Source organism: Methylorubrum sp. B1-46 (genome assembly GCF_021117295.1).
Classification (GTDB): Bacteria; Pseudomonadota; Alphaproteobacteria; order Rhizobiales; family Beijerinckiaceae; genus Methylobacterium.
The window spans coordinates 1,565,001-1,588,177 of sequence record NZ_CP088247.1 but is presented as its reverse complement, the minus strand read 5'-3'; the positions used below and the strand labels follow the sequence as shown (position 1 = coordinate 1,588,177).

At 68.2% G+C, this 23,177-nt stretch carries 25 protein-coding genes and 1 tRNA gene; 11 read left to right on the top strand and 15 right to left on the bottom strand.

Annotated elements, in window-relative coordinates:
- The first annotated feature begins 20 nt into the window (after positions 1–20).
- Entirely contained in the window at positions 21–1,490 is a 1,470-nt protein-coding gene (locus LPC10_RS07450) for a serine protease (RefSeq protein ID WP_231346120.1), read from the top strand.
- 18 nt (positions 1,491–1,508) lie between these two features.
- On the opposite strand, the gene LPC10_RS07445 is transcribed toward LPC10_RS07450, so the two are convergent.
- From LPC10_RS07445 to LPC10_RS07435, 3 genes are all read right to left on the bottom strand, one after another.
- On the bottom strand, positions 1,509–1,661 hold the full coding sequence (locus tag LPC10_RS07445; protein WP_012453303.1) for a DUF3309 family protein: 153 nt from the start codon (positions 1,659–1,661) through the stop codon (positions 1,509–1,511).
- 106 nt (positions 1,662–1,767) lie between these two features.
- Positions 1,768–2,814, bottom strand: coding sequence for a cysteine synthase A (locus LPC10_RS07440; RefSeq protein WP_231346119.1), 1,047 nt, complete (start codon positions 2,812–2,814; stop codon positions 1,768–1,770).
- Positions 2,815–2,882: 68 nt separating this feature from the next.
- A complete protein-coding gene (locus tag LPC10_RS07435) occupies positions 2,883–3,113 on the bottom strand; it encodes a hypothetical protein (RefSeq protein WP_231346118.1) in 231 nt (76 codons plus the stop codon).
- A 213-nt stretch (positions 3,114–3,326) separates the two neighbouring features.
- Here LPC10_RS07435 and LPC10_RS07430 point away from each other — a divergent pair, with 213 nt between their 5' ends.
- The gene (locus LPC10_RS07430; RefSeq protein ID WP_231346117.1) at positions 3,327–3,536 is read left to right on the top strand and encodes a hypothetical protein; all 210 of its coding nucleotides are present in this window, start codon (positions 3,327–3,329) and stop codon (positions 3,534–3,536) included.
- A 96-nt stretch (positions 3,537–3,632) separates the two neighbouring features.
- Here the strand turns inward: LPC10_RS07430 and LPC10_RS07425 are convergent, their stop codons facing one another.
- The 4 genes from LPC10_RS07425 to dctP form a co-directional block, all read right to left on the bottom strand.
- Entirely contained in the window at positions 3,633–3,821 is a 189-nt protein-coding gene (locus LPC10_RS07425; protein WP_231346116.1) for a hypothetical protein, read from the bottom strand.
- Positions 3,822–4,061: 240 nt separating this feature from the next.
- Positions 4,062–5,414: a TRAP transporter large permease gene (locus LPC10_RS07420; RefSeq protein ID WP_231346115.1), complete on the bottom strand. Its 1,353-nt coding sequence runs from the start codon at positions 5,412–5,414 to the stop codon at positions 4,062–4,064.
- Complete coding sequence (locus LPC10_RS07415) at positions 5,411–6,136, bottom strand: TRAP transporter small permease (RefSeq protein WP_231346114.1); 726 nt, start codon at positions 6,134–6,136, stop codon at positions 5,411–5,413. Before LPC10_RS07415 ends, LPC10_RS07420 begins: the two co-directional genes overlap by 4 nt.
- Positions 6,133–7,155 carry a TRAP transporter substrate-binding protein DctP gene (gene dctP / locus LPC10_RS07410; RefSeq protein WP_231346113.1) on the bottom strand — a complete coding sequence of 341 codons (1,023 nt, stop codon included), beginning with the start codon at positions 7,153–7,155 and terminating at the stop codon, positions 6,133–6,135. Before dctP ends, LPC10_RS07415 begins: the two co-directional genes overlap by 4 nt.
- 177 nt (positions 7,156–7,332) lie before the next feature.
- Here dctP and LPC10_RS07405 point away from each other — a divergent pair, with 177 nt between their 5' ends.
- On the top strand, positions 7,333–7,992 hold the full coding sequence (locus LPC10_RS07405; protein ID WP_231346112.1) for a GntR family transcriptional regulator: 660 nt from the start codon (positions 7,333–7,335) through the stop codon (positions 7,990–7,992).
- Between the two features lie 149 nt (positions 7,993–8,141).
- Positions 8,142–9,614: a carbohydrate porin gene (locus LPC10_RS07400; protein WP_231346111.1), complete on the top strand. Its 1,473-nt coding sequence runs from the start codon at positions 8,142–8,144 to the stop codon at positions 9,612–9,614.
- 126 nt (positions 9,615–9,740) lie between these two features.
- On the opposite strand, the gene LPC10_RS07395 is transcribed toward LPC10_RS07400, so the two are convergent.
- The 3 genes from LPC10_RS07395 to LPC10_RS07385 form a co-directional block, all read right to left on the bottom strand.
- Positions 9,741–11,588, bottom strand: coding sequence for a caspase family protein (locus LPC10_RS07395; RefSeq protein ID WP_231346110.1), 1,848 nt, complete (start codon positions 11,586–11,588; stop codon positions 9,741–9,743).
- 306 nt (positions 11,589–11,894) lie between these two features.
- Positions 11,895–14,069, bottom strand: coding sequence for a TonB-dependent receptor (locus LPC10_RS07390; protein ID WP_231346109.1), 2,175 nt, complete (start codon positions 14,067–14,069; stop codon positions 11,895–11,897).
- Between the two features lie 42 nt (positions 14,070–14,111).
- The gene (locus LPC10_RS07385) at positions 14,112–14,462 is read right to left on the bottom strand and encodes a hypothetical protein (RefSeq protein ID WP_231346108.1); all 351 of its coding nucleotides are present in this window, start codon (positions 14,460–14,462) and stop codon (positions 14,112–14,114) included.
- Between the two features lie 277 nt (positions 14,463–14,739).
- On the opposite strand from LPC10_RS07385, the gene LPC10_RS07380 reads away from it, so the two are divergent.
- Both LPC10_RS07380 and LPC10_RS07375 read left to right on the top strand, forming a co-directional pair.
- Positions 14,740–15,012, top strand: a complete 273-nt coding sequence (locus tag LPC10_RS07380) for a hypothetical protein (RefSeq protein ID WP_231346107.1) — start codon at positions 14,740–14,742, stop codon at positions 15,010–15,012.
- A complete protein-coding gene (locus LPC10_RS07375; protein WP_231346106.1) occupies positions 14,999–15,595 on the top strand; it encodes a hypothetical protein in 597 nt (198 codons plus the stop codon). Before LPC10_RS07380 ends, LPC10_RS07375 begins: the two co-directional genes overlap by 14 nt.
- 191 nt (positions 15,596–15,786) lie before the next feature.
- Here the strand turns inward: LPC10_RS07375 and LPC10_RS07370 are convergent, their stop codons facing one another.
- From LPC10_RS07370 to LPC10_RS07355, 4 genes are all read right to left on the bottom strand, one after another.
- Complete coding sequence (locus LPC10_RS07370; RefSeq protein ID WP_231346105.1) at positions 15,787–16,431, bottom strand: SCO family protein; 645 nt, start codon at positions 16,429–16,431, stop codon at positions 15,787–15,789.
- The gene (locus tag LPC10_RS07365) at positions 16,421–16,954 is read right to left on the bottom strand and encodes a copper chaperone PCu(A)C (RefSeq protein ID WP_231346104.1); all 534 of its coding nucleotides are present in this window, start codon (positions 16,952–16,954) and stop codon (positions 16,421–16,423) included. Before LPC10_RS07365 ends, LPC10_RS07370 begins: the two co-directional genes overlap by 11 nt.
- A 188-nt stretch (positions 16,955–17,142) precedes the next feature.
- A complete protein-coding gene (locus LPC10_RS07360; RefSeq protein ID WP_231346103.1) occupies positions 17,143–18,168 on the bottom strand; it encodes a DUF1775 domain-containing protein in 1,026 nt (341 codons plus the stop codon).
- Positions 18,169–18,217: 49 nt separating this feature from the next.
- The gene (locus LPC10_RS07355) at positions 18,218–18,616 is read right to left on the bottom strand and encodes a hypothetical protein (RefSeq protein ID WP_231346102.1); all 399 of its coding nucleotides are present in this window, start codon (positions 18,614–18,616) and stop codon (positions 18,218–18,220) included.
- Positions 18,617–18,958: 342 nt separating this feature from the next.
- Between LPC10_RS07355 and LPC10_RS07350 the strand changes: the two genes are divergently transcribed.
- The 5 genes from LPC10_RS07350 to LPC10_RS07330 all read left to right on the top strand — a co-directional run bounded on the left by LPC10_RS07350 (position 18,959) and on the right by LPC10_RS07330 (position 22,779).
- On the top strand, positions 18,959–20,263 hold the full coding sequence (locus LPC10_RS07350; RefSeq protein ID WP_231346101.1) for a murein L,D-transpeptidase: 1,305 nt from the start codon (positions 18,959–18,961) through the stop codon (positions 20,261–20,263).
- A 235-nt stretch (positions 20,264–20,498) separates the two neighbouring features.
- On the top strand, positions 20,499–21,074 hold the full coding sequence (locus LPC10_RS07345) for a sigma-70 family RNA polymerase sigma factor (protein WP_231346100.1): 576 nt from the start codon (positions 20,499–20,501) through the stop codon (positions 21,072–21,074).
- Positions 21,075–21,155: 81 nt separating this feature from the next.
- The gene (locus tag LPC10_RS07340) at positions 21,156–21,926 is read left to right on the top strand and encodes an anti-sigma factor (protein WP_231346099.1); all 771 of its coding nucleotides are present in this window, start codon (positions 21,156–21,158) and stop codon (positions 21,924–21,926) included.
- Between the two features lie 296 nt (positions 21,927–22,222).
- Positions 22,223–22,510 (top strand): hypothetical protein, encoded by a 288-nt coding sequence (locus tag LPC10_RS07335; RefSeq protein ID WP_231346098.1) that lies wholly within the window; start codon positions 22,223–22,225, stop codon positions 22,508–22,510.
- Between the two features lie 53 nt (positions 22,511–22,563).
- Positions 22,564–22,779 carry a hypothetical protein gene (locus LPC10_RS07330; RefSeq protein WP_231346097.1) on the top strand — a complete coding sequence of 72 codons (216 nt, stop codon included), beginning with the start codon at positions 22,564–22,566 and terminating at the stop codon, positions 22,777–22,779.
- 73 nt (positions 22,780–22,852) lie between these two features.
- Here LPC10_RS07330 and LPC10_RS07325 read toward each other — a convergent pair.
- A tRNA-Arg gene (locus LPC10_RS07325) sits at positions 22,853–22,929 on the bottom strand.
- Positions 22,930–23,177 lie beyond the last annotated feature (248 nt).

Genomic DNA, 23,177 nt, shown 5'->3' with positions numbered 1-23,177 from the left:
AGCGGCGGGCGACAGGACGGATGGACGCATTTCGCACCGGCCTGACGGCCCTTCTCGCCGCCGGCCTCGCGACGGGGGCGCTCGCCCAGGTGCCGGCCCCGCCCGCCCCGCCGCGGCCGAAACCCGCCGCCCCGGTTCCGCCCACGCCCGATCCCGCCTTCGAGGCGGCGCGAGCGGCCTTCGAGTCCCTGCCCGAGGCGGAGCGGCAGGGCCTGCAGGACGCGCTCGTCTGGACCGGCGACTACAACGGCGTGACGACCGGTGCCTTCGGCAAGCGCAGCTTCGAAGGCATCCGGACCTACCAGACCCGCACCGGCGCTGCGCCGACCGGTCTGCTCACGCCGCCAGAGCGGGTCGCACTCAAGCGAGAGGCGGAGGCGGCACGCCGGGCCGCGCGCTTCAAGGTCCAGCCCGATCCGGCGAGCGGCGCGGTGGTCGGCGTGCCGGAAGCGCTGCTGCCGAGGAAGACCGCGATCCCCGGTGGCAGCCGCTGGCAGAGTGCCGACGGGCGGGTGACTCTCGACACCAAGTCGTTCCCGCAAGGGGAGACCAGCCTCGACGCATTGTTCGAGCGGGCGACCGCAGCGATGCCCGGCCGCAAGGTCACCTACAAGCTGAAGAAGCCGGATTTCATCGTCATCACCGCCGAGACGGCGGGCGGGCGCTCCTACATCCGCTACGCCGAAGGTTCGGCGGGCATCCGCGGCTTCACCCTCGGCTACGACCGGTCGCTGGCGGATACGGTCGATCGTCTCGTCATCGCGATCGCCAACACTTTCACGCCGTTCCCCAATGAGGCACCCGCTGCCGCTGCGCCGACGGCCACCGCGCCCGCTGCTGCCGGCCCGACAGCGCGTCCGGCCGCCCCCGGCCTGGCGGCCGCGCCCGCCGCACCGCCGCCCGGCGCGCCGGCCGAGACGCGTCCCGCCGCGACCGGACTGCTCCTCGGCAGCGGGCGAGTGCTGACGGCGGCCTCTGCCATCGATGGCTGCGCTGCGCCCCGCATCGGTGGTGCGGTGGCCCGAATCGAGCGGCGCGACGCGGCCGGCAGCCTTGCCCTGCTCTCGGCCGAGGGCGTGCCGGGCGGCGCAGCGCCGCCGCTTCGCTCCGACCCGGTGAGTGAGGGCGAGGCGCTGCTCGTGCTCGGCGCCCAGGCCAGGGGACGCCCGAGCGTCGCCCCCGCCTCTGCCGCGGTCGAGGGCGTCTACGCCCCGCTTCAGCCCGGCGCGGGCGGCGCGCCGGTGCTCGACCGGGCGGGCCGTCTCGTCGGACTCGTCGCGCGGTTTCCTAGTGCCCCCCGCCTGATCGCCGGGGTGATGCCGCCGACGCGCTACGGCATCGTGCCCGGAAAGGCCGTCGCGGCCTTCCTGGCGGAGAGCGGCGTGCCGGCCGGGGCAGGTCCGGGTCCCGCGAAGGCCGCCGCGACCACGCTGGGCGGGGCGGCGGCACCCGTGCTCGGTGCCGTCGTCGCGATCACCTGCGCCCGGTGAGCGACGGCGCGCCGGGCCTCAGATCCGGCCCGTCGCCAGCAGGACGATCAGGATGATGAGCAGGATGCCGCCGAGGCCGAAGCCGGGTCCGCGGAAGCGTCCGCCGCCGTAGAAGTTGCCGCCGCCGAACAGCAGCAGGATCAGCAGGATGAGGAGAATGGTGGTGAGCATGGACGCGACGTCTCCGGACCGCTCAAGCACCCGCGCTTGAGCAGCACAGCAACGCTTCCTCCGGCGATTTCGTTGCCGGCTCAGCTAGGACCGTGCGGTCGGCGGTTCAGGCTCGCCAGTCGGGCAGGGCGTCGGCGGACGGGCCGAGCCAGTCCGGCACCGGCAGGCCGCGCTCGCCCAGGAAGGCGGGGTTGAACAGCTTCGAGGCGTAGCGCGCGGCTCCGTCGCAGAGGATCGTCACGATGGTGTGGCCGGGCCCGAGTTCCCGAGCGAGCCGGATCGCGCCCGCGACGTTGATGCCGGACGAGCCGCCGAGCGACAGACCCTCCTCGCGCATCAGGCCGAAGATGAGGCCGAGCGCTTCCGCGTCCGGAATCCGGAACGAGAGATCGGGGGTGAACCCTTCGAGGTTCTTCGTCACCCGCCCCTGGCCGATGCCCTCCGTGATCGAGGAGCCCTCGGCCTTGAGCGTGCCGGTGCTGTAATAGGCGTGGAGCGCCGAACCCTCGGGATCGGAGAGCGCGATCTTCACCCCCGGCTTGGCCGCCCGCAGCGCCTCGGCCACGCCCGCCAGCGTGCCGCCCGTGCCCGCCGCGCAGACGAAGCCGTCGACCGCGCCGCCGGTCTGCGCGAGGATCTCGGGGCCGGTCGCCTCGATATGGGCGCGGCGGTTGGCGGTGTTGTCGAACTGGTCGGCGAAGAAGGCGCCGGCCGCTTCCGTTTCCGCCAGCCGCTCGGCGAGGCGGCGGGCGGCGTGGACGTAGTTGTTCGGGTTGGCGAAGGGGACGGCGGGCACCTCGACCAGCCGGGCGCCGGCCAGCCGCAAGGTCTCCTTCTTCTCCGCCGACTGCGTCTCGGGGATGACGATGACGGTGCGGTAGCCGCGCACGGACGCTACCAGCGCCAGCCCGATCCCGGTATTGCCCGCCGTGCCCTCGACGATGGTGCCGCCGGGCCGGATCAAGCCGCGCGCCTCGGCATCCCGCACGATCGAGAGCGCCGCCCGGTCCTTCACCGACAGGCCGGGATTCAGGAACTCCGCCTTGCCGAGAATGGTGCAGCCGGTCTCCTGCGAGGCGCGGCGCAGCCGGATCAGGGGCGTGCCGCCGATGGCGGCGAGCACGTCGGGAGAGACGGCGGAGGAGCGGGGCATGCGGGACAGCGGCCTTCCTGGACGTCCGCGCGGGGCGGCGGATCAGGCAGGCTTACACCAACGGATTTTCAGGAATCCAGGTAGCCCGCCTCCCGCAGGGCGTCGGCGACCGCAGTAAAGAAGGGATCATCCGCCTCAGCCTCCTCCGGTGACCGATCTCTTCCCTCGGCCAGCGGTGTGTCGTCATCCGCGGAGAAGTCGGGGAGGGCTCGCGGCCCTGCCGTGCCGGCCGATGCCGCGGAGACGCCGAGACCGAACAGGCCGGCGGCGGTGAGGAGGGTCTCGTTCAGGGAGATCATGGCCGGATCCTGTCTCGAAACGGGACGTCGCGAGCCTAGTCCATTAACCAAATCTTGGCAATATTGCGGGGCGGGCGGAAAACAGTGAACCGTTTTTCTGCAAGCCGGCGACTGTGGCCGCACGGCAGCCTGTGACGACGCTCGGTTCAGGACCGGTTCAAGCGCGGCCATGCAGGATGGGTTCTGTGATCTTCCTGCATCGTTTTCGGCGAATTGGGTCGCGCCGCCGCCGCATTCGGGCGGGATGAGCACTCCGTCAAGCTTCTCTCGCTAGACGCTCTCCACGCGGCGGTATCCGCCGCCCTCGACGCCTGCCCGATTTCCTCTCAGCCGCGAAGTTCATCCATGACGGTCGTCGTCCTCATCGCCTGCAACCTGCTGCTGGCCGGCCTGTTCTCCCTGGTCGCCGTCGCCCTCGACTGAGCGCGCCGTCGCTCACCCCAATCCGCACCGCGAGGTCTGAACGCCCCGGCTGCCCCTTCGCGGCCGGGGCTTTCGGCGTGCCGGGATCGTGCGAAATCAGGGTCGGGTCGCCCGGTCCTGCGTCGCGTCCAGGCGGCCGATCAGGGTTTCGAGGCGTTCGCTGACCGGCTCGGTGAGGCTGTCGGCGTAATGGCTGCGCAGGCTCTTGCCGAGGTGGCGGCGCACGCTCGGGCTCAGCGGCGGCACGGCGCTCGCGGGTTTGGTCTCGGCGGCTGGCTTCGTCACGGATCGTCTCCCGTCCGGTGCCGGAACCGGCTGTGAGGCGACGATCTTGGGCGCCGGAAGGTTAAGGCGAGTTTTACTGCCGCGATAAAGAAACGATTCAGCCAACAAAGAGCCCTCCGTGCCCAGGGCACGGAGGGTTTTTCTCGTCGCCAGCACCGCTCCGGGCGCGGTTGCTCTCATCCCCCCTGTCGGCGCATCGCCTTTTTCCGAAAGCCGGCAACCACCTTTCGGGGCGATGCCCTACCGCGTCGTCGGCAGCAGCAGGTCCGGCAGCCAGAGGGCGATGCCCGGCACGAGGCAGAGCAGGACGATCGCCACGCCCATCAGGAGCACGAAGGGCAGGGTGCCCCAGATGATGTCCTTCAAGGGGATGTCGGGGGCGATGTTCTTGATGACGAAGATGTTGAGGCCCACTGGCGGGTGGATCAGGCCCATCTCCATAGTGATCGTCATCACCACGCCGAACCAGACGAGGTCGAACCCGGCGGCCTTGAGCGGCGGCAGGATGATCGGCGCCGTCATCAGGATGATCGAGACCGGCGGCAGGAAGAAGCCCAGCGCGATCACCAGCGACAGGATGGTGGCGAGCAGGACCCAGGGCGAAAGCTGCATCGCGACGATGGCCTGAGCCGCCGCCTGGCTGATGTGGAGGTAGCTCATCACGTAGGCGTAGAGGAGCGACATGCCGATGATCAGCATCAGCATGGTCGATTCCCGCAGCGTCGCCGTGAGGATCGGGTCGAGATCGCGGAAGCGCCAGACGCCGTAGATCACCGCGATGAGCGCCAGCGCCAGCAGGCCGCCGAGGCCCGCGGTCTCGGAGGGCGTGGCGTAACCGCCGTAGAGCGCGACCATGACGCCGGTCAGCAGCACCACGAAGGGCAGCACCCGCGGCAGCGTCGAGAAGCGCTCGCGCATGCTGTAGCTGTCCTCCTTCAGGATCGGGTGCTCCGTCCCCGTCCGCTCGTAGGCGAGCTTGGCCGCCGCGAACTCGGAGCGGAAGCGGAACACCGACCAGCCGGCGAACAGGGCGACCAGGAGGAAGCCCGGCCCGATCCCGGCTAGAAATAAGCGCCCCAGCGACTGCTCGGCGGCCACCGCGTAGAGGATCATGGTGATCGAGGGCGGCAGCAGGATGCCGAGCGTGCCGCCCGCGGCGATGATCCCGGCGGCGAAGCCCGGCGAGTAGCCGCGCTTGCGCATCTCCGGGATGCCCGCCGAGCCAATCGCCGAGCAGGTGGCGGGCGAGGAGCCGGCCATCGCCGCAAACAGCGCGCAGGCGAACACGTTGGCGATGCCGAGCCCCCCGGGGATGCGGTGCATCCAGGCATGCATCGCCGAGTAGAGATCCTGGCCGGCCCGGCTCCTTCCGATCGCCGCGCCCTTCAGGATGAAGAGCGGGATCGAGAGCAGGGTGATCGAGGCCATCTCCTCGTAGACGTTCTGCGCCACCGTATCGAGCGAGGCCGCGGGCATGAACGCGTACATGAAGGCCAGCGCCACGAAGCCGAGCGCGAAGGCGATGGGAATCCCTGAGAGCATCGCCCCCAGCGTCGCCCCGGCATAGAGGAAGCCGATCGCGGCGGTGCTCATGCCTTGCCTCCCGTCCTCGTGGCCGGCCGAATCGAGGCCGCCTTCGGTGTGATCGTGCTCTCCAGGATGTCCGGCCCCTCGGGCGTCAGATCCGGGCGGCCGCGCAGGTCGCGGTTGACGTCCGCCCCGATGCCGATCTTGGGCTTGGCCCATCCGGCGGTGCGGGGGCCGTAGAGCACCGCCTCCGCGATCTGCAGCACGAACTGGACGGCCAGCAGGCTCATGCCGGCCGACATCAGCAGGTAGGGGATCCAGAGCGGCGGCCCCCAGGTCGATTGCGAGATCTGGCCGTCCTCCCAGGCCTCGTGGAACAGGCTCCAGCTCTTCCAGGCGAAGAAGGTCACGAAGGCGAGGCTGATGATGTCGACGAGGACGAGACGCGCCCGGTTGGCCGCCGGCGGCAGCAGGCCCGTGAGCGCCTCGATGGCGACGTGGCCGCGCTTGGCCTGCACCCCCGCCGCCGACAGGAAGGTGGCGCCGACGATGAGGAATACGGCGGTCTCGTCCTGCCACTCGGTCGGCTCGTGCAGGACGTAGCGGATCAGCACCGAGTAGCTGAGCACGAGGCAGGCAGCCACCAGCGCGAGGCCGCCCAGCACCAGGATGAGGTGGTTGAGCCGGCGCGTGGCCCGGTCGAGGATGCCGAGGAGGCCCGGAACCCGCGCCTCCTCGACCTTGTGCGTCTCGGAAGCGGCCGAGGCCGCGTCGAAGGCGTGGCTCATGCGACCTTCTCCGCCAGCTTGAGCAGCTCGGCGCAGCTCGCGTTCTTGTTGGAGAAATCCTTCCAGGCGGTGTCGCGGGCGATGTCGCGCCACTTGCCGAGATTGACCTCGTCGAGCTGCATGACCTTGGCGCCGGCCTTGCCGAACACCTCCTCGACGCGGGTGTCGTCGGCCTTGGCACCCTCCTGGCCGAAGCTCTCCAGCTCGGCGCCGACCGCCATGATCAGATCCTGCTGGTCCTGGGGCAGGCCGGAGAACACGATCTTCGACATCATGATCGGCTCCAGCATGAACCAGTAGGAGCGCTCGCGGCCCGAGGTCAGGGCCTTGGAGATCTCCTCCAGGCGGAACGAGATCAGGCTGGTCGAGGAGGTCAGCACCGCGTCGCAGGCGCCGGTCTGCATCGCGGCGTAGGATTCGTTCGAGGGCAGCGAGAGCGTGGCGGCGCCGGCCTGCTTCATCATCAGGTCCATCTCGCGCGAGCCGCCGCGGACCTTCATGCCCTTGGCGTCCTCGGGCGTCAGCAGCGGGCGCTCGCGGCTCGCGATGCCGCCGGCTTGCCAGACCCAGGAGACCAGCACGATGCCCTTGGCCTCCAGGATCTCGGTGAGCTTGCGGCCGACCGGCGCGTCCTTCCAGGCCACGGCCTGGGCGTAGGAGGAGACGAGCGCCGGCATCAGGCCGATATTCATCTCCGGCACCTCACCACCGGCATAGGGCGAAGGGTAGAGCGAGAGGTCGAGCGCCCCTTTGCGCATGGCGCTGAACTGCGCGTTGGTCTTCATCAGCGAGGAGCCGGGATAGACCTGCACCTCCATCGCGCCCTTCGAGCGCTCCTTGATGGCGGCGGCGAACTTCCGGCACATCCGATCGCGAAAGTCGCCCTCGTCGATCGAGCCACCGGGGAACTGGTGCGACAGCTTCAGCGTCGTGGCGGCCTGGGCCGGGCCGGTCCCGAGCTTGAGCAGCGCAGGCGCGGCGAGGCCGGCCGCGAGGAGGTGGCGGCGGTTCAAGGTCATGGCGTTTCCTCTTCGAATGCCGCATTCGCGGATTCTGATCGAGTCCGTTGCTTCGGACTTTTGTGCGGCGCACAATATACGTTTCACCGCAGCATTTAATGCAAGATCGCGTCATCTTGCATATTTTGTCAACGCCCTTGAATATGCGTCGGCAGGGATCCGCCGATGATTCGAACGATGAACCAGACCCAGCGCCTCCGGCAGACGATCGAGGACGAGATCGTCGAGGGGCGTCTCGCCCTCGGTGCGCGCCTCGACGAGACGCAGCTCGCCGAGCGCTTCGGCGTCTCGCGCACGCCGATCCGCGAGGCGCTGCTGCAACTGGCGGCCACCGGCCTCGTGGAGACCAAGCCGCGTCGCGGCATGGTGGTGAGCGCCCCCGAGCCGGGGCATCTCCTGGAGATGTTCGAGACAATGGCGGAACTGGAGGCCGCCTGCGGCCGGCTCGCTGCGCGCCGCCTCACGCCGGAGCTCGAGGCGGAACTCAAGGGCGCGCTCGAAGCCTGCGCGCGGGCCGCCGCGACGGGCGATCCGGAATCCTATTACGGCGAGAACTACGTCTTCCACACCGTGATCTACCGCGCCTGCCGCAACGATTTTCTGTGCGGGCAGGCGCTGGCGCTGCACCGCCGCCTCTCGCCCTACCGCCGGCTGCAACTGCGCACCCGCCACCGGGTGGCGCAATCGCTCGCCGAGCACGAGTCGGTCGTTGCGGCGATCTTCGCCAGTGACGGCGCCGCGGCGGCCGACCAGCTCCGCCGCCACGTGCTGATTCAGGGGGACGGATTCTCGGAGCTGGTGGCCAACCTGCGGGCGCTGGATCACAGCGCGGCGTAAGTGCGCTTTCAGGGTCCGTCATCCCCCCATCTTGAATTTCAAGTGCCGGCTCCGGAACTGCGAAGCTGCAACCTTGCCTCGACCACTCTAGCGGGGCCGAGAACGAGGTCATAAAGTCGAGCTTCACGACTTTCCTCAGGTGTTCCGTCTTGTCCCCCCGCCCCGTTCCAGGCGTTCTTTCCGTCGCGCTCGCTCTGACGGCTCTCGCCGGACCGCCCGCCCTCGCACAGCCCACCGGACGGCCGGTCTACGAGGGCGCGGGCGGCGATCCGCGGATCTCGGTCTCCCAGCCGGAATCGACGAGCCAGGCCTCGGGCGGCTACGTGCGCTCGATCGAGCCCTCGCTCGGACCCTTCGGCGATCCCCTCGGGCTGCGGCCCCTGCTGAGGCAGCGGGGCATCGAATACAGTCTCACCTACATCGCCGAGACGCTGGGCAATCCCGTCGGCGGCCTCCGCCAGGGGGCGATCGTCGAGGATCGGCTGAACCTGCGGCTCAACCTCGACCTGCAACGGCTCGCCGGCTGGGACGGCGCCACGGTCCACGCCAACGCCTACTTCATCCACGGCACCGGCCTCTCGCGCTACTATGTCGGCAACCTGCTGGCCGCCAGCGTGATCGAGGCGCTGCCGTCTTCACGCCTCTACGTGCTGTGGCTCGACCAGCAGCTCTTCGAGGGTCAACTCGGCATCCGCATCGGCCAGCAGGCGGCCGACACCGAATTCTTCGTCAGCCAGACCGCAACCCTGTTCGTGAACTCGACCTTCGGCTGGCCGGCGATCACCGGGCTCAACCTGCCGAGCGGCGGCCCGGCCTATCCGCTCGCCTCGCCCGCGATCCGCGCCAAATGCGTGCCGGGCAACGGATTTTCGCTCCAGGCCGGGCTCTACAACGGCGATCCGGCCGGCGCCAACCGCCCCGGCGACGACCCGGAGGCGCAACGCCTCGACCGCACCGGCACCAACTTCCGCACCCGCGACCCGGCCCTGGTCGTCGCTGAGGCGACCTATGCCTTCAACACGGAGGCGGATGCCAAAAGCCTGCCCGGTGACATCACGCTGGGTGGCTGGCAACATTTCGGGCGCTTCGAGAGCTTGCGCCTCGACAACACCGGCTTGCCGCTCGCCGACCCGAACGCGTCGGGCGTCGGCCGCCCTTTGCGCGGCAATGCCGGGATCTACGCGATCTACGACCAGACGCTCTATCGGGAAACCGGCAAGGACGACGAGGGGCTCGGCTTCTTCGTGCGCGCGGCGTGGTCGCCGACCCGCTCCAGCCTCGTTTCCGCCTATCTCGATGCCGGGCTCGCCTACAAAGGCCTGCTTCCGGGCCGCGACGACGATACGCTCGGCCTCAGCCTCGCTTATGCCCGCCTCTCCGATGATGCCCGCCGGTCCGACATCGACACCATCATCCTGACCGGCACGGCGATGCCGCGGCGGCGGGCCGAGACGGTGATCGAGGCGACCTATCAGGCCGTGGTGGTGCCGGGCTTCACCGTGCAGCCCGACGTGCAACTGATCCTGCATCCCGGCGGCGGCATCGCCAATCCGCGCGACCCGGAAGGGCGCCGTGTGCGCAACGCCGCCGTGCTGGGGCTTCGTGCGACGGTTCAGTATTGAGGTCGCTCCTTCGCGGCTCGGAAGATTCTCTCACGCTCCCCGCGATCGGCCGTCGCTTGCCGGCTGCCCTTACCCGAGGGCCGGGCTCGTCTACCCATGGCGGCCCTTTGCGGAGTGCCCGGGTCATCACCCGGAGGTCCGCGGCGTCGCCGAGCCGGGCAGGTTGCCGGCGGGCGCCTTGCCGCCTCGCCCTGTCTCGAACGGCACCTTCGCATCGAGATCGATAGCCGGCCCCAGAATTTGCGGCTTCTGGTTATAGCCGAGCCGTTCCAGCCGCTCCGTCGCACGCTGCACGAGGTCCCAGAAGGTAATGTTCTTCTCTTTGCGCAGAATGGACGTGAGACAGAAGGTGAAGGCGCCGTAGCTGGTCGCGCCGTGACGGTACTCGTAGGAATACTGCTCCTCTCCACAGGCTTCGATGATGACAGGGAGGAATGGGCCTGTCGGTGCTCCGCTCGCCTTTTTGGCCTTATCGTAACTCTTCTGGTCGCTGACGCGGAGCAGGGCGGCGCGTCCCAGGCGGACCGTGGCGAGGTTGGTGCCGAAAAAGGCCTGCCGTTTCGCCGCTTGGCTCGCAAAAGCCTTGTTGAGTGGGGTGAAGTCACGCTCGACCCACATCTCCTCCTCGCGATTCCATCGGAGCTGGCGGTGCCGGATGTCGTCCGGGGGCGTGATCCCGCGCGCGCGACCAGCGCCATCGCGATGCATGCTGCCGGAATGACAGCAGTCGAAGATCATCAGGAGCTGGGTGTCGTAAGGGAGTTGCGCGTAGAAGCCGTTGATCTGCTCGTCGGACACACCGCGCTCCGGCGTCCAGTCGAAGTCATACGGCACGAGCGTCTCGGTGAGCCGGTCCGGCTCTTCCTGTTGGCCGTATTCCGGCACACGCGCGCCGTGCCCGGAGTAAAAGAACACCAACTGGTCACCGGCTTGCGCACCGTCGACCAGCCATTCGAGCCGGGAGAGGATGCCGTCTGCGGTGGCGCGCTCGTTCAGGCAGACGCGAATCTGCTCCGGCTCGAACCCGCAATCCTGCAGGGTCGCGCTCATCGCGAAAACATCGTTCATGCATCCCGACAGCCGATTGCTGGGATCGGGGTAATCATCGATGCCGATCAGCAGCGCCTTGCGCCGTGTGGAGGGGGGCGTGGCCGGAAGCGACCGATTCCAAGGACTGGCCTCCGCCGTCGCCGCAAGCCCCACCGCCCTGGGACGACGGGCCGCGAGATCGACCACCGGCGTCCAGAAGGAGGTTTGCGTCACGGTATGCGTGAGGTAGCCGGCGGCATCATGATCGCCGAAGCCGGGAAGATCGAACGGCGTGAGAAGCTGATTGAAGTTGTCGACGCCCTGAACTCTCAGGGGCGCGGTGAAGACATCGTCGTGCTCATTGTAGAGATGATGCCAGTGCCGGACGGCAAGACGTTGAACGCGTCCATATGTCAGATTTCCCAGGACAAAAGGATTGCCGATCTGCGATCCGAACGTCACGTAATGCGTGTTGGCGAGCGCCTTGGCCGCCTCGCTTTCCGCCGCATCCGCGTGTGAGAAGGCGTTGTAAGTGACGAGAGAGCCCAGGCTATGGGCGAGGACAATGTCGGGCTTGTAGTCGCGCACCGTATCGAGCACGAGCGTACGGGTTTCCTGCTGGAACCGTTCATCCTCCACCCAGGCGACGACGTAGCCGGCGGTCCAGCGGAGACGGTCCGAGATATTGCTCACAGGGCCGCGCGGCTGGCGAAACAAGCCGCCGAGACCGCTGCGCGCCAGCTTCCAGAAGGCATTGAGCGTCTCCGCAAAGCTGATGTCGGTCTGCTCGAAGATGGGATCGTAGGTCAGGAACCGGAAATCCAGTTCAACACCGGCGTTCGCCCCGACAGCGCGCTTGATCGCGCTCGACCAATCTGCGTCCCAATTGCTTTGGCGCTGATCGCCAAGACCGTGCACACAGAGGATACGCAGTGAATTTGGCATGATCCATGCTCCCGCATTGATGGGATGTCTGCCTGAAATCTCAAATTTTCCAAAGACCGAATACAGTAAGTCTGCTGTAGGGCTTTGATGAAATCAATCCATCCGATTTGCGAAATGTGATTAGGGGCGTCCGAGCCGTCCGCGCTCGTTTCGCAAATCCCGCTGCCCGCAGGGCGCCGTCCGTCTCACGGGCCCCGAATCGTTGTTTCGATGCACCCTCAGGCTTGGGCGAGGGCCTCCGAGCGCCGGATGACGAGTCGCGAATCGCCGCCGGCCGTCAGCCGGCGGCGGGGGAAATTCGGGCCCTCAGAACGAGGCCCGCACGCCTCCGAACACGCTGCGGCCGTTGCCCGGAAAGAACGCCACCGGTCCGCCCGCCACGGTCGCGGCGTTGGTCACCACCGAGATGTCGGAGACATAGCGTTCGTCCGTCAGGTTGCGGGCATCCACGAACAGCGAGACGCCGTTGGTGAAGTCGATGCCGGTCTGGAGGCCGAGCAGGGCGTAGCCCGGCACCTTCAGAGTGTTGGCGTGGTCCGCAAACGCGCCCTCGGGCACCCAGTCGAGGGTGGGTGAGAGGTAGAAGCCGCTGGGATGCCGGTAGCCGAGCACCGTGCGCAGCACGTTCACCGGCACGCCGGCGATGCGGTTGTTGCCGAAGACCGGGTCGCCGACGAAGCGGAAGTCGTTGTGGGTCCAGATCTGGGTCAGGCTGAGCCCGTCGCCGATGCCGGTCAGATCCGCAGCGAGGTCGAGGGTCACGGCGGCCTCGACGCCCTGATGGCGGGTGCGCGGGGCGTTGAAGGTCGCCGCCGGGATGTTCAGGCCGGGATTGGGCGTGAAGTTGATCAGTGCGTCGCGCACCTCCGCCCGGTAGAGCGTCACGTCCCAGGCCAGCCGGTCGATCCGGCCGCGCGAGCCGACCTCGTAGGTCCAGGCGCGCTGGGCCTCCAGCGGCACGAAGGTGGTGCGCAGCAGGTTGGTCTGCACGAGGTCGGAGAAGTCCGGCACGTCGCGCGAGCGGGTGATGTCGGCAAACACCTGGATGTCCGGCAGCGGCTGCCACAGCAGTCCGATCTTCGGGTTGATGCCCTCGTAGGTGATGTTGGCAAAGCGCGCGGCGGGGTTGGCGGCCAAGCCGCCCCTGTCGCTGAAGGTGCGGTTTGAGGAGAACAGCTTGGCGCCGGTCATCAGCGCCATGTCGGGCCGGAACCAGAACCGGTTCTCGGCATAGGCCTCGATGTTCGAGGCGCTCTGGCGCGCGTTGAGCGTCTGGGCCCCGCGCAGGCCCGCCACGTTCACGAATTGCCGGGCCTCGTTGATGCCGGCAAACGCCCGCAGGCCGAGGATCAGGTCGTTGCGGAAGCCGCCGAGATCGAACGTGCCGGCCCAGCGCGGCGCGACGCCGTAGGTCCAGCCGTCTTGGTCGATCACCTGGAAGATCGGGTGGTTAAGGTTCTTGTGAATCGCCCAGGAATCGATGTCGAGGCGCCCGATTTCGAGTTCGAATGAGGTGCGATTGGCGATGCGCTCCGTCGTCACCTTTCGCGATTGGTTGCCGGTGATAGCCACCGGGTTGGCGAGAAGGGGATTGTTCAGGGCGTTGAACAGCGAGAGCGAGCCGGGCAGCTTCTGGTCGGTGTCGTAGAAGCCGAGGTAGAACCGGGTTTCGACCCCCGGCGCGAGCCGGTAGCCGATATTGGCGTTCACGTTGCGGGTGCGCTGCGTCTCGTGATCGCGGAATCCATCGGAATTGGTCGCCGTGCCGGAGATCAGGACATCGGCGGGGCCTGAGATCCGCGAGACCTGGAAGTGCTCGCGGATCGTGTTGAAGCTGCCGCCGTCGATGCGGGCGATGTTCGGCGCCAGGGCCGTGTAGGCGGTCGGCGTCACGAAGTTGACCGCGCCGCCGAGCGTGGTCGCGCCGAAGGTGAGCGCATTGCCGCCCTTGTAGACCTCGACCGAGCGTAAGGAGAGCGGGTCGATCTGGTAGAAGTCGCCGCTCCCGTCGGCGAGGTTGAGCGGGATGCCGTCCTGCAGCAGCTCGATGCCGCGGACATGGAAGCCGCGGGCGATGCCGGAGCCACGGATCGAGAGGCGCATCTCCTGGCCGTAGCGCTCCTGCACGAACACGCCGGGCACGTCTTTGAGCACGTCGCGCACGGTGTTGGCGTAGCGGTTCTGGAAGTTCGCAGCGTCGACGAAGGCGACGGAGCCGACGGTGGCGTTCACCGCCGCCCGCTGCGCGGCCACGCTCGGCACGGTCAGCGAGCCGGCCGTCTCGCCCGGAGCGGAGGCGCGGCCGGTGCCGGAAACGCTGATCTCGGCAAGTGTGGTCGAGGAAGGGGTCGCGCTCTCCGGCGAGTCAAGGGACTCGGCAAAGGCCGGGGCGGCGAGGGTGAAGCCGGCGGCGAGCAGCGTCGAGGCGAGCAGGCGCGAGGACAGGGCGGCGCGCGGCACGGCCCGTTGACGGGAAGGCATGAGGAAAGGTCCGTGGTCTGAAGGATCGGGAGGTGCGATCGATCAGGCGACGGGTGGGGCTCGCGGGCTCGGGCGCGTCCCGGGCGGGGCGCGGGGCAGGGCGACGACCTCAGGCCGCCATGCGGGCGGCGCGATCCGCTCCGGCGGCCAGGCGACGACGGCGTGGGCGGGGTCCGGAACGTCGAGGCTCGGCAGGACGTGCGCGGCCTGGCAGCAGGGCAGGTGCGCCGTGTGCGCCTTCGTGGGCGCGTCGGGATCCGACGCATCGGGCGCGCAGAGGATGTGGACGAGGCCGCCATCGGGGCCGACGGTTCCGGCCAGCGCCGCCGCGCCGAGGACGACCTGCAGGGCAAGCGCGTAGAGCGCGGCCACGGCGATGACCGCGCGGCACACGGTCCATCCCGGCAGGCGCCCTCGCATGGCCGCCAGCTACGGCCAAGCTCGCGCGGAGGTCAATGGATGCGGGATCGGGACCGGGCTGTTTTCCGGCTCGGACGGCGGAAGGGGGGCGTGCCGTTACGGGGCTCGATGGACGCCGGGCAGTGTCTCCGTTTTGAAATTTGACGCTACTTTAGCCGTTCCGGCGTTCCCGTCTCGTACCCTCGCATGGCTCCTTCCGGAGGCGTATGCTTGGCGCCAAGCAGAAGGATAAAGCCTAGTAAAATGCGCCGTGAGAGACAACGGAGGTGGACAACTCGGCAAGTACGAGTTTGAAGGCATCAAGAACCACGCTCAAATGGTGGCGCTCTACACCGACTGGTACAACTTCGTGAAGCCGGACGAGAAGCATCGGAAGAGTCCGACTATGGCAGCGGGGATCTCGGATTGGCTGTGGAGCATGGAAGATATCGCCGCGCTGGTCGGGGTGGCTGCGCTAGCGCCGGGGAAGCGTCGGCCTCAAAAGACGCGCGTAGCGCAAGGGGGATCGAATGACGGCGACTAAAGCGTCAGTTTTAGCCCGCATCAAAGAATACGATCAAATTGGAAAAGAGCAATTTTTGAAGCGGTATGCTTCCGGGCGCTCTGCAAAAAGCTATTATCTCATTTACAATAGCAAATATTACGATCTAAAAGCAATCTACGCAGCTTCAAAAAATCCACCAACGAAGCCATCAGAAAAAAATTCCAGGGACTCAAAATATGAATTAGAAGAATTGGGATACGTCTGCATAATCGACAAGGACGAAGATAAAAAGGAATACAACGAAGGCGAGCGGCGGCTAACAGAAGTACAGATACTTACGCGCAACAAAGGTTTGGTAGCTGCCGCAAAGGAAAAATACAAATCGATTTGCCGGGCGTGCGATTTTGACTTTTCGAAATTTTATGGTGAAATCGGGATCGGCTTCATCGAGTGCCATCATCTCAACCCAATTTCAAAAGTCACACCGAAATCTCCACCAGTAACTGTGGATGAGGTAACCGTCCTCTGCTCGAATTGTCACCGTATGGTCCACACGAGCAGCCCGCCTCTGACCGTCGAAGCGCTGAAGGCACTAATCGCTGCGGCTAAAATTTCAAACTGAGACACGACCGGACGCCGAGCCGGCTCGACCCGGTTTCTCCGGCAATCTCCTCATGCCGAGGCGCCGAGCGCAAGCCCGGCCTCGAAGCACGTCTGGACGGTTGATCCAGACGGGGTGCTTCGGGGCTGCCGGTGCAGCTCTTCGGCATGTGGACCGTCGCTGTTGCCAGAACGAACCGGCCAAACCGACATTCAGCTGCTGCGGCCGTCGGCGACCAGTTTCCGCAATTGCTTCAGGGCGAGCGCGTGGCCGGCATTCAGGTCGAGCGGTCCGGCGAAGCCGCCGTCGCGGTCCATCATGTAGACCATCAGCGTGTGCTCCAGGGTGTAATCGCCGCCGGGCAGCGGCACGCGCTTCACGAAGGCACGGTAGTCGCGGGTCACCGCCTCGATCTGCTGTGGCGTGCCGGTCAACCCGGTAATCCGGTCGGTGAAGGAGGCCATGTACTCCTGCATCACGGCTTGCGTGTCCCGCTCGGGGTCGAGGGTGATGTAGTAGGCCTGGAGGTCGCCGCCTTCGGCCGCGAACGCGTCGAGCAGGGTGCCGAGATCGGCCAGCGTCGTCGGGCAGACGTTCGGGCACTGGGTGAAGCCGAAGAAGACGAGGAAGGGCTTGCCCTTCAACGCCTGCGAATCGACGGTGCCGCCTTTCGAGGATTCGAGCCGGAACGGGCCGCCGACCACCGACACGGCGGAGGGTTTGTCTCCCCGCGGCAGGAAGGCGACCGTCGCCGCCACGATGCCGACGAGGGCCAGCGCGAAGGTGATCAGGATCAGCGTGCTCCCCCGCTTCGGGGCGGGGGAGGGGGCTCGGTCCGGGCGAGGTTCAGTGGCCATGGTCGTGCCCCGCATGATCGTGCCCGGACGGGGCGGCCTTGCCCTCCGGTGCCTTGGCCGCGAGGCTCTCCACGGCGAACTCGACGGAAACGCGGCCCGCCCGCTCGAAGCTCAGCGTTCCCTTCACCCGCTCGCCCTTCTTCAGCGGGGCTTTCAGGTCGAGGAACATCAGGTGGTTGCCGCTGGGGGCGAGCGTCACCGTCTGGCCGGGCGGGATCTCCAGGCCGTTGGCGAGCGGCGCCATCTTCATCACGCCGCCCTCCATCGACATCGTGTGCAGCTCGCCGCGCCCGGCCGCCTCGATCATGCCGCCGGTGAGCCGGTCGGGCTCCGCGCCGGTATTGGTGACCGTGAGGTAGCCGCCCGCGACCTTGGCCCCGCCCGGCGTCGCGCGCGACCAGGGATGGCCGATCTTGAGCGAGCCGGCGGCGTAGTCGTGGGCCTGGGCCGGGCTCGTCGCGGCGAGGTTCGTCACGGCGAGACCGAGGGCGAGGAGGGCGGACGGGAAGGCGTGAAGGCGCATGGTCGTGTCTCCATTCGTGGAGGAGAGAGGGCGCGCGGGCCTTGCGCCCCGGACCCCGCCCGCGTCGGCGGTCATCCGGTGAGGCGCGAGCCCGCGCGGCTGATCGAGCATCGTCCCGAAAGGCGGCCGCCGGCTTTCGGGAAAAGACGATGCGAAAACAACAATCTACAGCCGGCCGGCGCGGCCGGTCAGTGGTGGTGCGGATGGTCGCCGGAATCGGGCGCGGTGCCGGGGGCTTGTGGGCCAGGTCCCTGCGCACCGATCGGCGCCACGGTGAAGCGCACCGGCACCGTCCCAGCTCGCTCGAAGGTCAGCGTGCCCGCGACCGTCTCTCCCGCCTTCAGCCCGTCCTTCAGGTCGAGGAACATCAGGTGGTAGCCACCGGGCTTGAGCGCAACGCTTGCCCCCGGCGCGAGCGTGAGGCCGCCCTCGACGGGGGCCATCTTCATCACGCCGCCCTCATGCGTCATCGAGTGGATCTCGGCGCGGCCCGCCTGCGGAATCGCCGCGCCGGTCAGCCGGTCGGGCTCGGTGCCGGTGTTGCGCAAGGTGACGTAGCCGCCGGCGACCTTCGCCCCGCCCGGCGTCGCCCGCAGCCAGGGTGTCTCGATCTCGATCGCCCTGGCTTTCGTGGCGGGCACGGTGGGGGCCCGCTCCACCGGAGACGCAGCGCCTGCGGCAGCAACGATCCGAACCGCCGGGGCCGGCGCCTTCAGCCCTCGCGACGACGCGCCCTCGACCGGGACCTCGCTCCAGCGGTAGCTGCCCTCGGTGCAGTCCTGCTCGACGGGGAAGTGGATCGTCGCGCCGGGCGCGAAGGCGTCCGAGATCCGGGCGAAGAAGGTGAACTCGTCGACCTGATCGTCCGGCAGGCTGCCGCCGGTCCACGTGATCCGGGTGACGCCCTCCGAAACCTGACCATGGAAGGACGGGTAGGCGCGGGCATAGGCCGACTTGACGGTTTCGATCGTCCAGCCGGGCTTCGGCATCGGCTTGGCGCCGGTCACGCCCTCGGGGATGGTGACGCTGACGCGGGTGGTGGGGTGGCCGTCGCAGCCATGCATGATCTGGAGGACGCCGCGATAGGCGGCGTTGGGCGCGGCCTCCTTGCGTTCGAGCACGGCGTGGGCTGCGGCGGACGCGATGAGGGCGGGGCCGATCAGGACGAGCGGCAGGGCTGCGCGAAGAGAGGCGCGAGAACGCGAGCGGGGCATGGGATGGTTCCGGTTGTCTGACGTCGGGGGATCGCGGTGATCGGGCGCGTCAGGCGGCCGGCGGGGCCCGGGCATGGGCGAGGGTGAAGGGCGGCGGCCGGGCGGTCCGGCTCCGGGCACCGGACCAGTCGGCGCGGGCCGCCTCACGATCAGGCCACGTGATCGCGGCCGAGAAGGGCGGCGGAAGGGCGGCGGGCGGGTGATGCGCAGCCGTGCAGCAGCCGGCGTGATGGGAGGCCGGAGCCGGGAGCCTGTCGTTCTCGGCGTCGGCGGAGAGAGCCTCTCCCGCGCCCGAGAAGCAGAGGAAGGCGGGGGCACCCGCGACGGGAAGGGCCGCGATGCCGCCGAGCAGGGCCTGAAGCACCAGCGCATAGAGGGCGGCCACGGCGGTCAGCCCGCGCAGGACGCGCGGCGCTCCTCCGGTCCGGTCGCGGCGTGGGTTCGGCATGGACATGAGCCTTACGCCGCTTCGCGCCGCTCCGGTAGAGGGACCGGCCGGCGCCATTCCGCCGCTCTTCTGCGCGCCGGCACGCCCGCTCGACACCTCCGCGGAAGCGTCTCCGGATCTCCTGGGATCTCTTGCTCGGGATCTCTTGCGCGTGCGCCGTCACACCCGGACGCCACAATATGGCCCGGAACGGCATGGCTTCTTAACCACGAGATCGCAACAACCGCGGCACGAGAACTTGGCCGAGACTTGGCTTTCACGCCCTGGTTTGGACACCGGAGCGTTCGAGCCGGGCGCCTTGGCCGGATTCACCGACCGCACCCTCCATCAGAGCCCGGATCGATGCTGCAGACCGCGCGCCACCCCCACTCCCGTCCCTTCGCTGCCGCTCTCCTGGGGGCGACCCTGCTCGCCGGCCCGGCGCTCGCGCGCGAGGCCGGCTTCGCCCAGGCCGAGTGGGCGCAGGATTACGCCGCGCCCACCACCATGCAGGTGCATCGCTCCTCGACGCCGATTCTCTCGCCCGACACCATCGCGGCGACCGAGGCGATGGTCGAGAAGTACCGCTCGATCGTCTCGCGCGGCGGCTGGCAGGCCGTGTCCGGCGCGGCGGGCCTGCGCATCGGCTCCCGCGGCCCGGCGGTGGCGGCGGTGCGCCAGCGCCTGATCGTCACCGGCGACCTCGACGCCACGGCCGGCGGCGCGGGCACCTACGATTCCTACGTCGCGGCCGGCGTGAAGCGCTTCCAGGCCCGGCACGGCCTTTCCCAGACCGGCCAGATGAGCCCGGCGACGCAGGCCGCCATGAACGTGCCCGCCGACGTGCGCCTGCGCCAGCTCGAGACCAACGTGATCCGCCTGCGCTCCTATTCGGGCGATCTCGGCCGGCGCTTCGTCATCACCAACATCCCCGCCGCGCTGGTGCAGACGGTGGAGAACGGACAGGTCGTGACGCTGCACGCCGCGGGTGTGGGCAAGATCGACCGTCAGTCGCCGATCATGAATGCCAAGGCGGTCGAGATCAATTTCAACCCGACCTGGACGGTCCCGGCCTCGATCGTGAGGAAGGACCTGATCCCGAAGATGCAGAAGGATCCGAACTACCTCACGGACAACAAGATCCGCATCCTTTCGGGCGGCCAGGAGATCTCGCCGCGGTCCGTGAACTGGAACTCGGACGAGGGCACCCGCTACACCTACCGCCAGGATTCGGGCGCCGACTTCAACTCCATGGGCGTCGTGCGCATCAACATCCCGAACCCGCACGGCGTGTTCATGCACGACACCAATTCCCGCGGCGTGTTCGGCGACGATTTCCGCTTCATCTCCTCGGGCTGCGTGCGCGTGCAGAACGTGCGCGAGTACATCACGTGGCTCCTGAAGGACACGCCCGGCTGGGACCGCGCCGCGGTCGAGCGCGCGGTGGAGAGCGGCCAGCGCATCGACGCGCGCATGACGCAGCCCGTGCCGGTCTACTGGACCTACATCACCGCCTGGGCGACCCCGGACGGCACGGTGCAGTTCCGCGACGACATCTACAAGCGCGACGGCGTGAACGTGCCCTCGACCATCGAGGCGCCGACTCCGGTCGCCAGCGCAGCCTCGACCCAGCCCGAGGTGTTCGAGCCGGGCGACGAGGGGAACTGAGAGCGCGCTCTCACACTGCGGCCTCGCCGGCATGACCGGCCGAGGCAGGCCGGAAAGAACACAGCCCCGGACCGGATTCGACATCCGGGCCGGGGCTGTGTTCATTTTGCCGGGGCCGGTTCGTGGGTGGTGAGAAGAAATCCGGCAGGCCCCATCGGCCGAAATTTTTTTCGGGAATTTTCGCCATCGGCGCGGGCCGGGCGGATTAAAGCCTTCAGGCAGACGTCAACGGTTTATGGTGCTCGATAGAACGCGCTCAAAACGCTCCGAGATCGTCGACCTGCTGGTGCCCTTGCGGCGCTACGCACGGTCATTGACGCGGGATTCGCTCAAGGCGGATGACCTCGTTCACGATACCATGGTTCGCGCCCTCGAATCGCGCGCGAACCTGAGGCCCGACACGAACCTGCGCACCTGGATGATGACGGTGCTGCATAACGTCTTCATCGACGAGCAGCGCCGCAAGCGGGTGGAGGCGCGCCACGCCGACGTGCTGGTCCAACTCTCCGAAGAGGTGGCTCCGCCGGCCCAGGAAGGGCAGGTGCGGCTGATGCAGATCCGCAAGGCCTTCGAGAGCCTGCCCGAGGAGCAGCGCGCCGCGCTTCACCTCGTGACGCTGGAAGGCATGGCCTATGCCGACGCGGCGGCAGTGCTGGGCATACCGATCGGCACCCTGATGTCGCGGCTCGGTCGCGGCCGGGCCGCCCTGCGCGCCTTCGAGGAAGGCAACCAGAAGGGCAAGGCGGGTTCTTCTTCCGACGACGGTCCCGAGCGCGGCCGTGCACATCTGCGCGTCGTCGGCGGGAATTGATGGGCCGGGCGAACCGTTAACACGATATCACCGGCGAGCGACGGGCTGGACGGTGGTAGGCAGGGCAGTCGGAGTGGGCTGATGGTCGATCCAGTCACGGAAACCGATCTTATCGCGTATGTCGATGGCGAACTCGATCCGATGCGTCGCGTCGAGGTCGAGGCGCATCTCGCGCGCAATCCCCAGGATGCGCTGCAGGTCATGGCCGATCTGCGCGACCGCGATGCCCTGCGCGAAGCCTTCCTGTCCGTGCCGAGCCTGCCGCCGGAGCGGCTGCGCGCGGGTGCGCGCCGGATCGATCGCGCCTTCGCGTGGCAGAGGGTTCGCTCTCGGCTGCGCCGGGCGGCGGCGGTCGTGGTGCTGGTCGGGGCGGGTTGGCTCGCCCACACCGAGAGCGGCAGCTTCGGCGTGCCCGGTTCCTTCGCCTCGCCGATCGATCCGTCGCTCGCCGAGGAGGCGAAGCAGGCCCGCGAGGCGGTCCAGATCCGTGCCCGCGCGACCAGCCAGCCCGTCGCCTCTGCCTATGACCCGGCCGATCTCGAGGCCGCGACCGGTGTCGATCTGCCGCCCCTGCCGGAAGGCTGGGTGGTCCGGGATGTGCAAATCTTCCCGAGCCGCAAGGGCACCGGGATCGAGGTGTCGATTCAATCGGCCGAGATCGGCGAGCTGGCCCTGTTTGCCAAGAACAGCAGCGGCTTGGCGCTGGCTGAGGGGGGCGAGCCGGTGGCCCGTTCGAGCGACGGGACGACCGCCTATTGGCGCAACGGCAGGACGGCCTACGCGCTGAGCGGCTCGCGTGACGATCCGGCTCTGCACGCCGCCGCCGCCCGGCTCGCCGCCATCCGGGAATAAGGCCGAGCCTCCCTATCAGACCTGCATCGAGGCCTATCGCGGCATTCCCGTTTTCCGCTTCGCCACGCCGCGCGAACGGAACATGGGCTGGCGCCGGTTCAACCCGAGCATCCGCTCGGAATTCGGGTCCTGGCTCGATCGCTTCGAGCCCGACCGCGTTCATGCCCATTGCGTGCAGCACCTGACCGCCAGTGTGGTCGAGGTGGTGCGGGCCGGAGGGAATTCCCTCCATCGTCACCGTTCACGACGTGTGGCGGATCTCGGACTGACAGTTCCTCATCGACGAGGATGGGCTGGTGCAGTTGCCGACGCCCGACATCCTCGCCGACGCGACGAGTCGCTCCGTCACCCCGACAGGCGCCATCGCGCGCGGACGCGGGCTGGCGCGGGTGCTCGACGCGGCGGCGACCGTCACGGCGGTGTCGAAGCCCTTCGCCGAGATCTATCGCAACGCGGGCTTTCCGCAGACGATCGCGATTCCGAACGGCGTCCCGCGCCTGACACCCGTCACGCGACACGAGAGTGAGACGGGCCACGTCCGCCTCTACGCCGAGATGGACGTGCTGCTCGCCCCCTCGCTCTGACCCGAGATTTTCGGGCTGGTGCGCGGGAGGCGCACGCGGCGGGATTGTGGGTCGTGGAAAGCCAGCTCGGCGCCATCGGCGAGGACATCGACGAGGGCGTCACCGGCTTCCGGGTCCATGTCGATTTTCGGAAGGGTTGTGCGCCGTGTTCCAGCGCATTGATGCCGATCCCAAACGGTTCCGTACGAGTCCACCGCCGCCTGCTTTTATCCGCGGCGGATCAGGATGAGGATCTGATCGCGCTCTACGACCGGCTGCTCGCGCCCTGAGGCGACAAGGCCCAATCGGTCCGGCGCCCCTCGCTCGACGTCTGAGCTAAGACCCATCGCCAGCCACAGAGTTTGGCGACCCCGGTAGGGCTCGAACCTACGACCTGCCGCTTAGAAGGCGGCTGCTCTATCCAGCTGAGCTACGGAGTCCGACGCCAGAAGGGCCAAAAGGCACGGGACTGGGCCGGGGTCAAGCCTCACTGCCGGCTCGTCCTTTCCCCTCCGAAAAGAGGCCGGAAGTCCAGGCTCACCAAGCCGGTCCGATGGCACGACTCTCATCGTCCTCGACAATCCTCCGACCGCGGTGAGGTGCAGCCGTTCGAGCGATCCTCCCTGCATCGCGCGGCAGGGGCCAGCGGCTTGCCGCGACGTCGCGGGAAGGCTGCGACGCGATTCGC

Excerpts from the sequence above, each read along its gene's own strand:
- LPC10_RS07340 (WP_231346099.1), top strand. The coding sequence starts at position 21,156 with ATGGTCGATCCAGTCACGGAAACCGATCTTATCGCGTATGTCGATGGC.
- LPC10_RS07395 (WP_231346110.1), bottom strand. The coding sequence starts at position 11,588 with ATGCCAAATTCACTGCGTATCCTCTGTGTGCACGGTCTTGGCGATCAG.
- LPC10_RS07365 (WP_231346104.1), bottom strand. The coding sequence starts at position 16,954 with ATGCGCCTTCACGCCTTCCCGTCCGCCCTCCTCGCCCTCGGTCTCGCC.
- LPC10_RS07350 (WP_231346101.1), top strand. The coding sequence starts at position 18,959 with ATGCTGCAGACCGCGCGCCACCCCCACTCCCGTCCCTTCGCTGCCGCT.
- LPC10_RS07435 (WP_231346118.1), bottom strand. The coding sequence starts at position 3,113 with ATGATCTCCCTGAACGAGACCCTCCTCACCGCCGCCGGCCTGTTCGGT.
- LPC10_RS07415 (WP_231346114.1), bottom strand. The coding sequence starts at position 6,136 with ATGAGCCACGCCTTCGACGCGGCCTCGGCCGCTTCCGAGACGCACAAG.
- LPC10_RS07345 (WP_231346100.1), top strand. The coding sequence starts at position 20,499 with ATGGTGCTCGATAGAACGCGCTCAAAACGCTCCGAGATCGTCGACCTG.
- LPC10_RS07370 (WP_231346105.1), bottom strand. The coding sequence starts at position 16,431 with ATGGCCACTGAACCTCGCCCGGACCGAGCCCCCTCCCCCGCCCCGAAG.
- LPC10_RS07420 (WP_231346115.1), bottom strand. The coding sequence starts at position 5,414 with ATGAGCACCGCCGCGATCGGCTTCCTCTATGCCGGGGCGACGCTGGGG.
- LPC10_RS07450 (WP_231346120.1), top strand. The coding sequence starts at position 21 with ATGGACGCATTTCGCACCGGCCTGACGGCCCTTCTCGCCGCCGGCCTC.
- LPC10_RS07360 (WP_231346103.1), bottom strand. The coding sequence starts at position 18,168 with ATGCCCCGCTCGCGTTCTCGCGCCTCTCTTCGCGCAGCCCTGCCGCTC.
- LPC10_RS07390 (WP_231346109.1), bottom strand. The coding sequence starts at position 14,069 with ATGCCTTCCCGTCAACGGGCCGTGCCGCGCGCCGCCCTGTCCTCGCGC.
- LPC10_RS07445 (WP_012453303.1), bottom strand. The coding sequence starts at position 1,661 with ATGCTCACCACCATTCTCCTCATCCTGCTGATCCTGCTGCTGTTCGGC.
- LPC10_RS07375 (WP_231346106.1), top strand. The coding sequence starts at position 14,999 with ATGACGGCGACTAAAGCGTCAGTTTTAGCCCGCATCAAAGAATACGAT.
- LPC10_RS07355 (WP_231346102.1), bottom strand. The coding sequence starts at position 18,616 with ATGCCGAACCCACGCCGCGACCGGACCGGAGGAGCGCCGCGCGTCCTG.
- LPC10_RS07405 (WP_231346112.1), top strand. The coding sequence starts at position 7,333 with ATGAACCAGACCCAGCGCCTCCGGCAGACGATCGAGGACGAGATCGTC.
- dctP (WP_231346113.1), bottom strand. The coding sequence starts at position 7,155 with ATGACCTTGAACCGCCGCCACCTCCTCGCGGCCGGCCTCGCCGCGCCT.
- LPC10_RS07440 (WP_231346119.1), bottom strand. The coding sequence starts at position 2,814 with ATGCCCCGCTCCTCCGCCGTCTCTCCCGACGTGCTCGCCGCCATCGGC.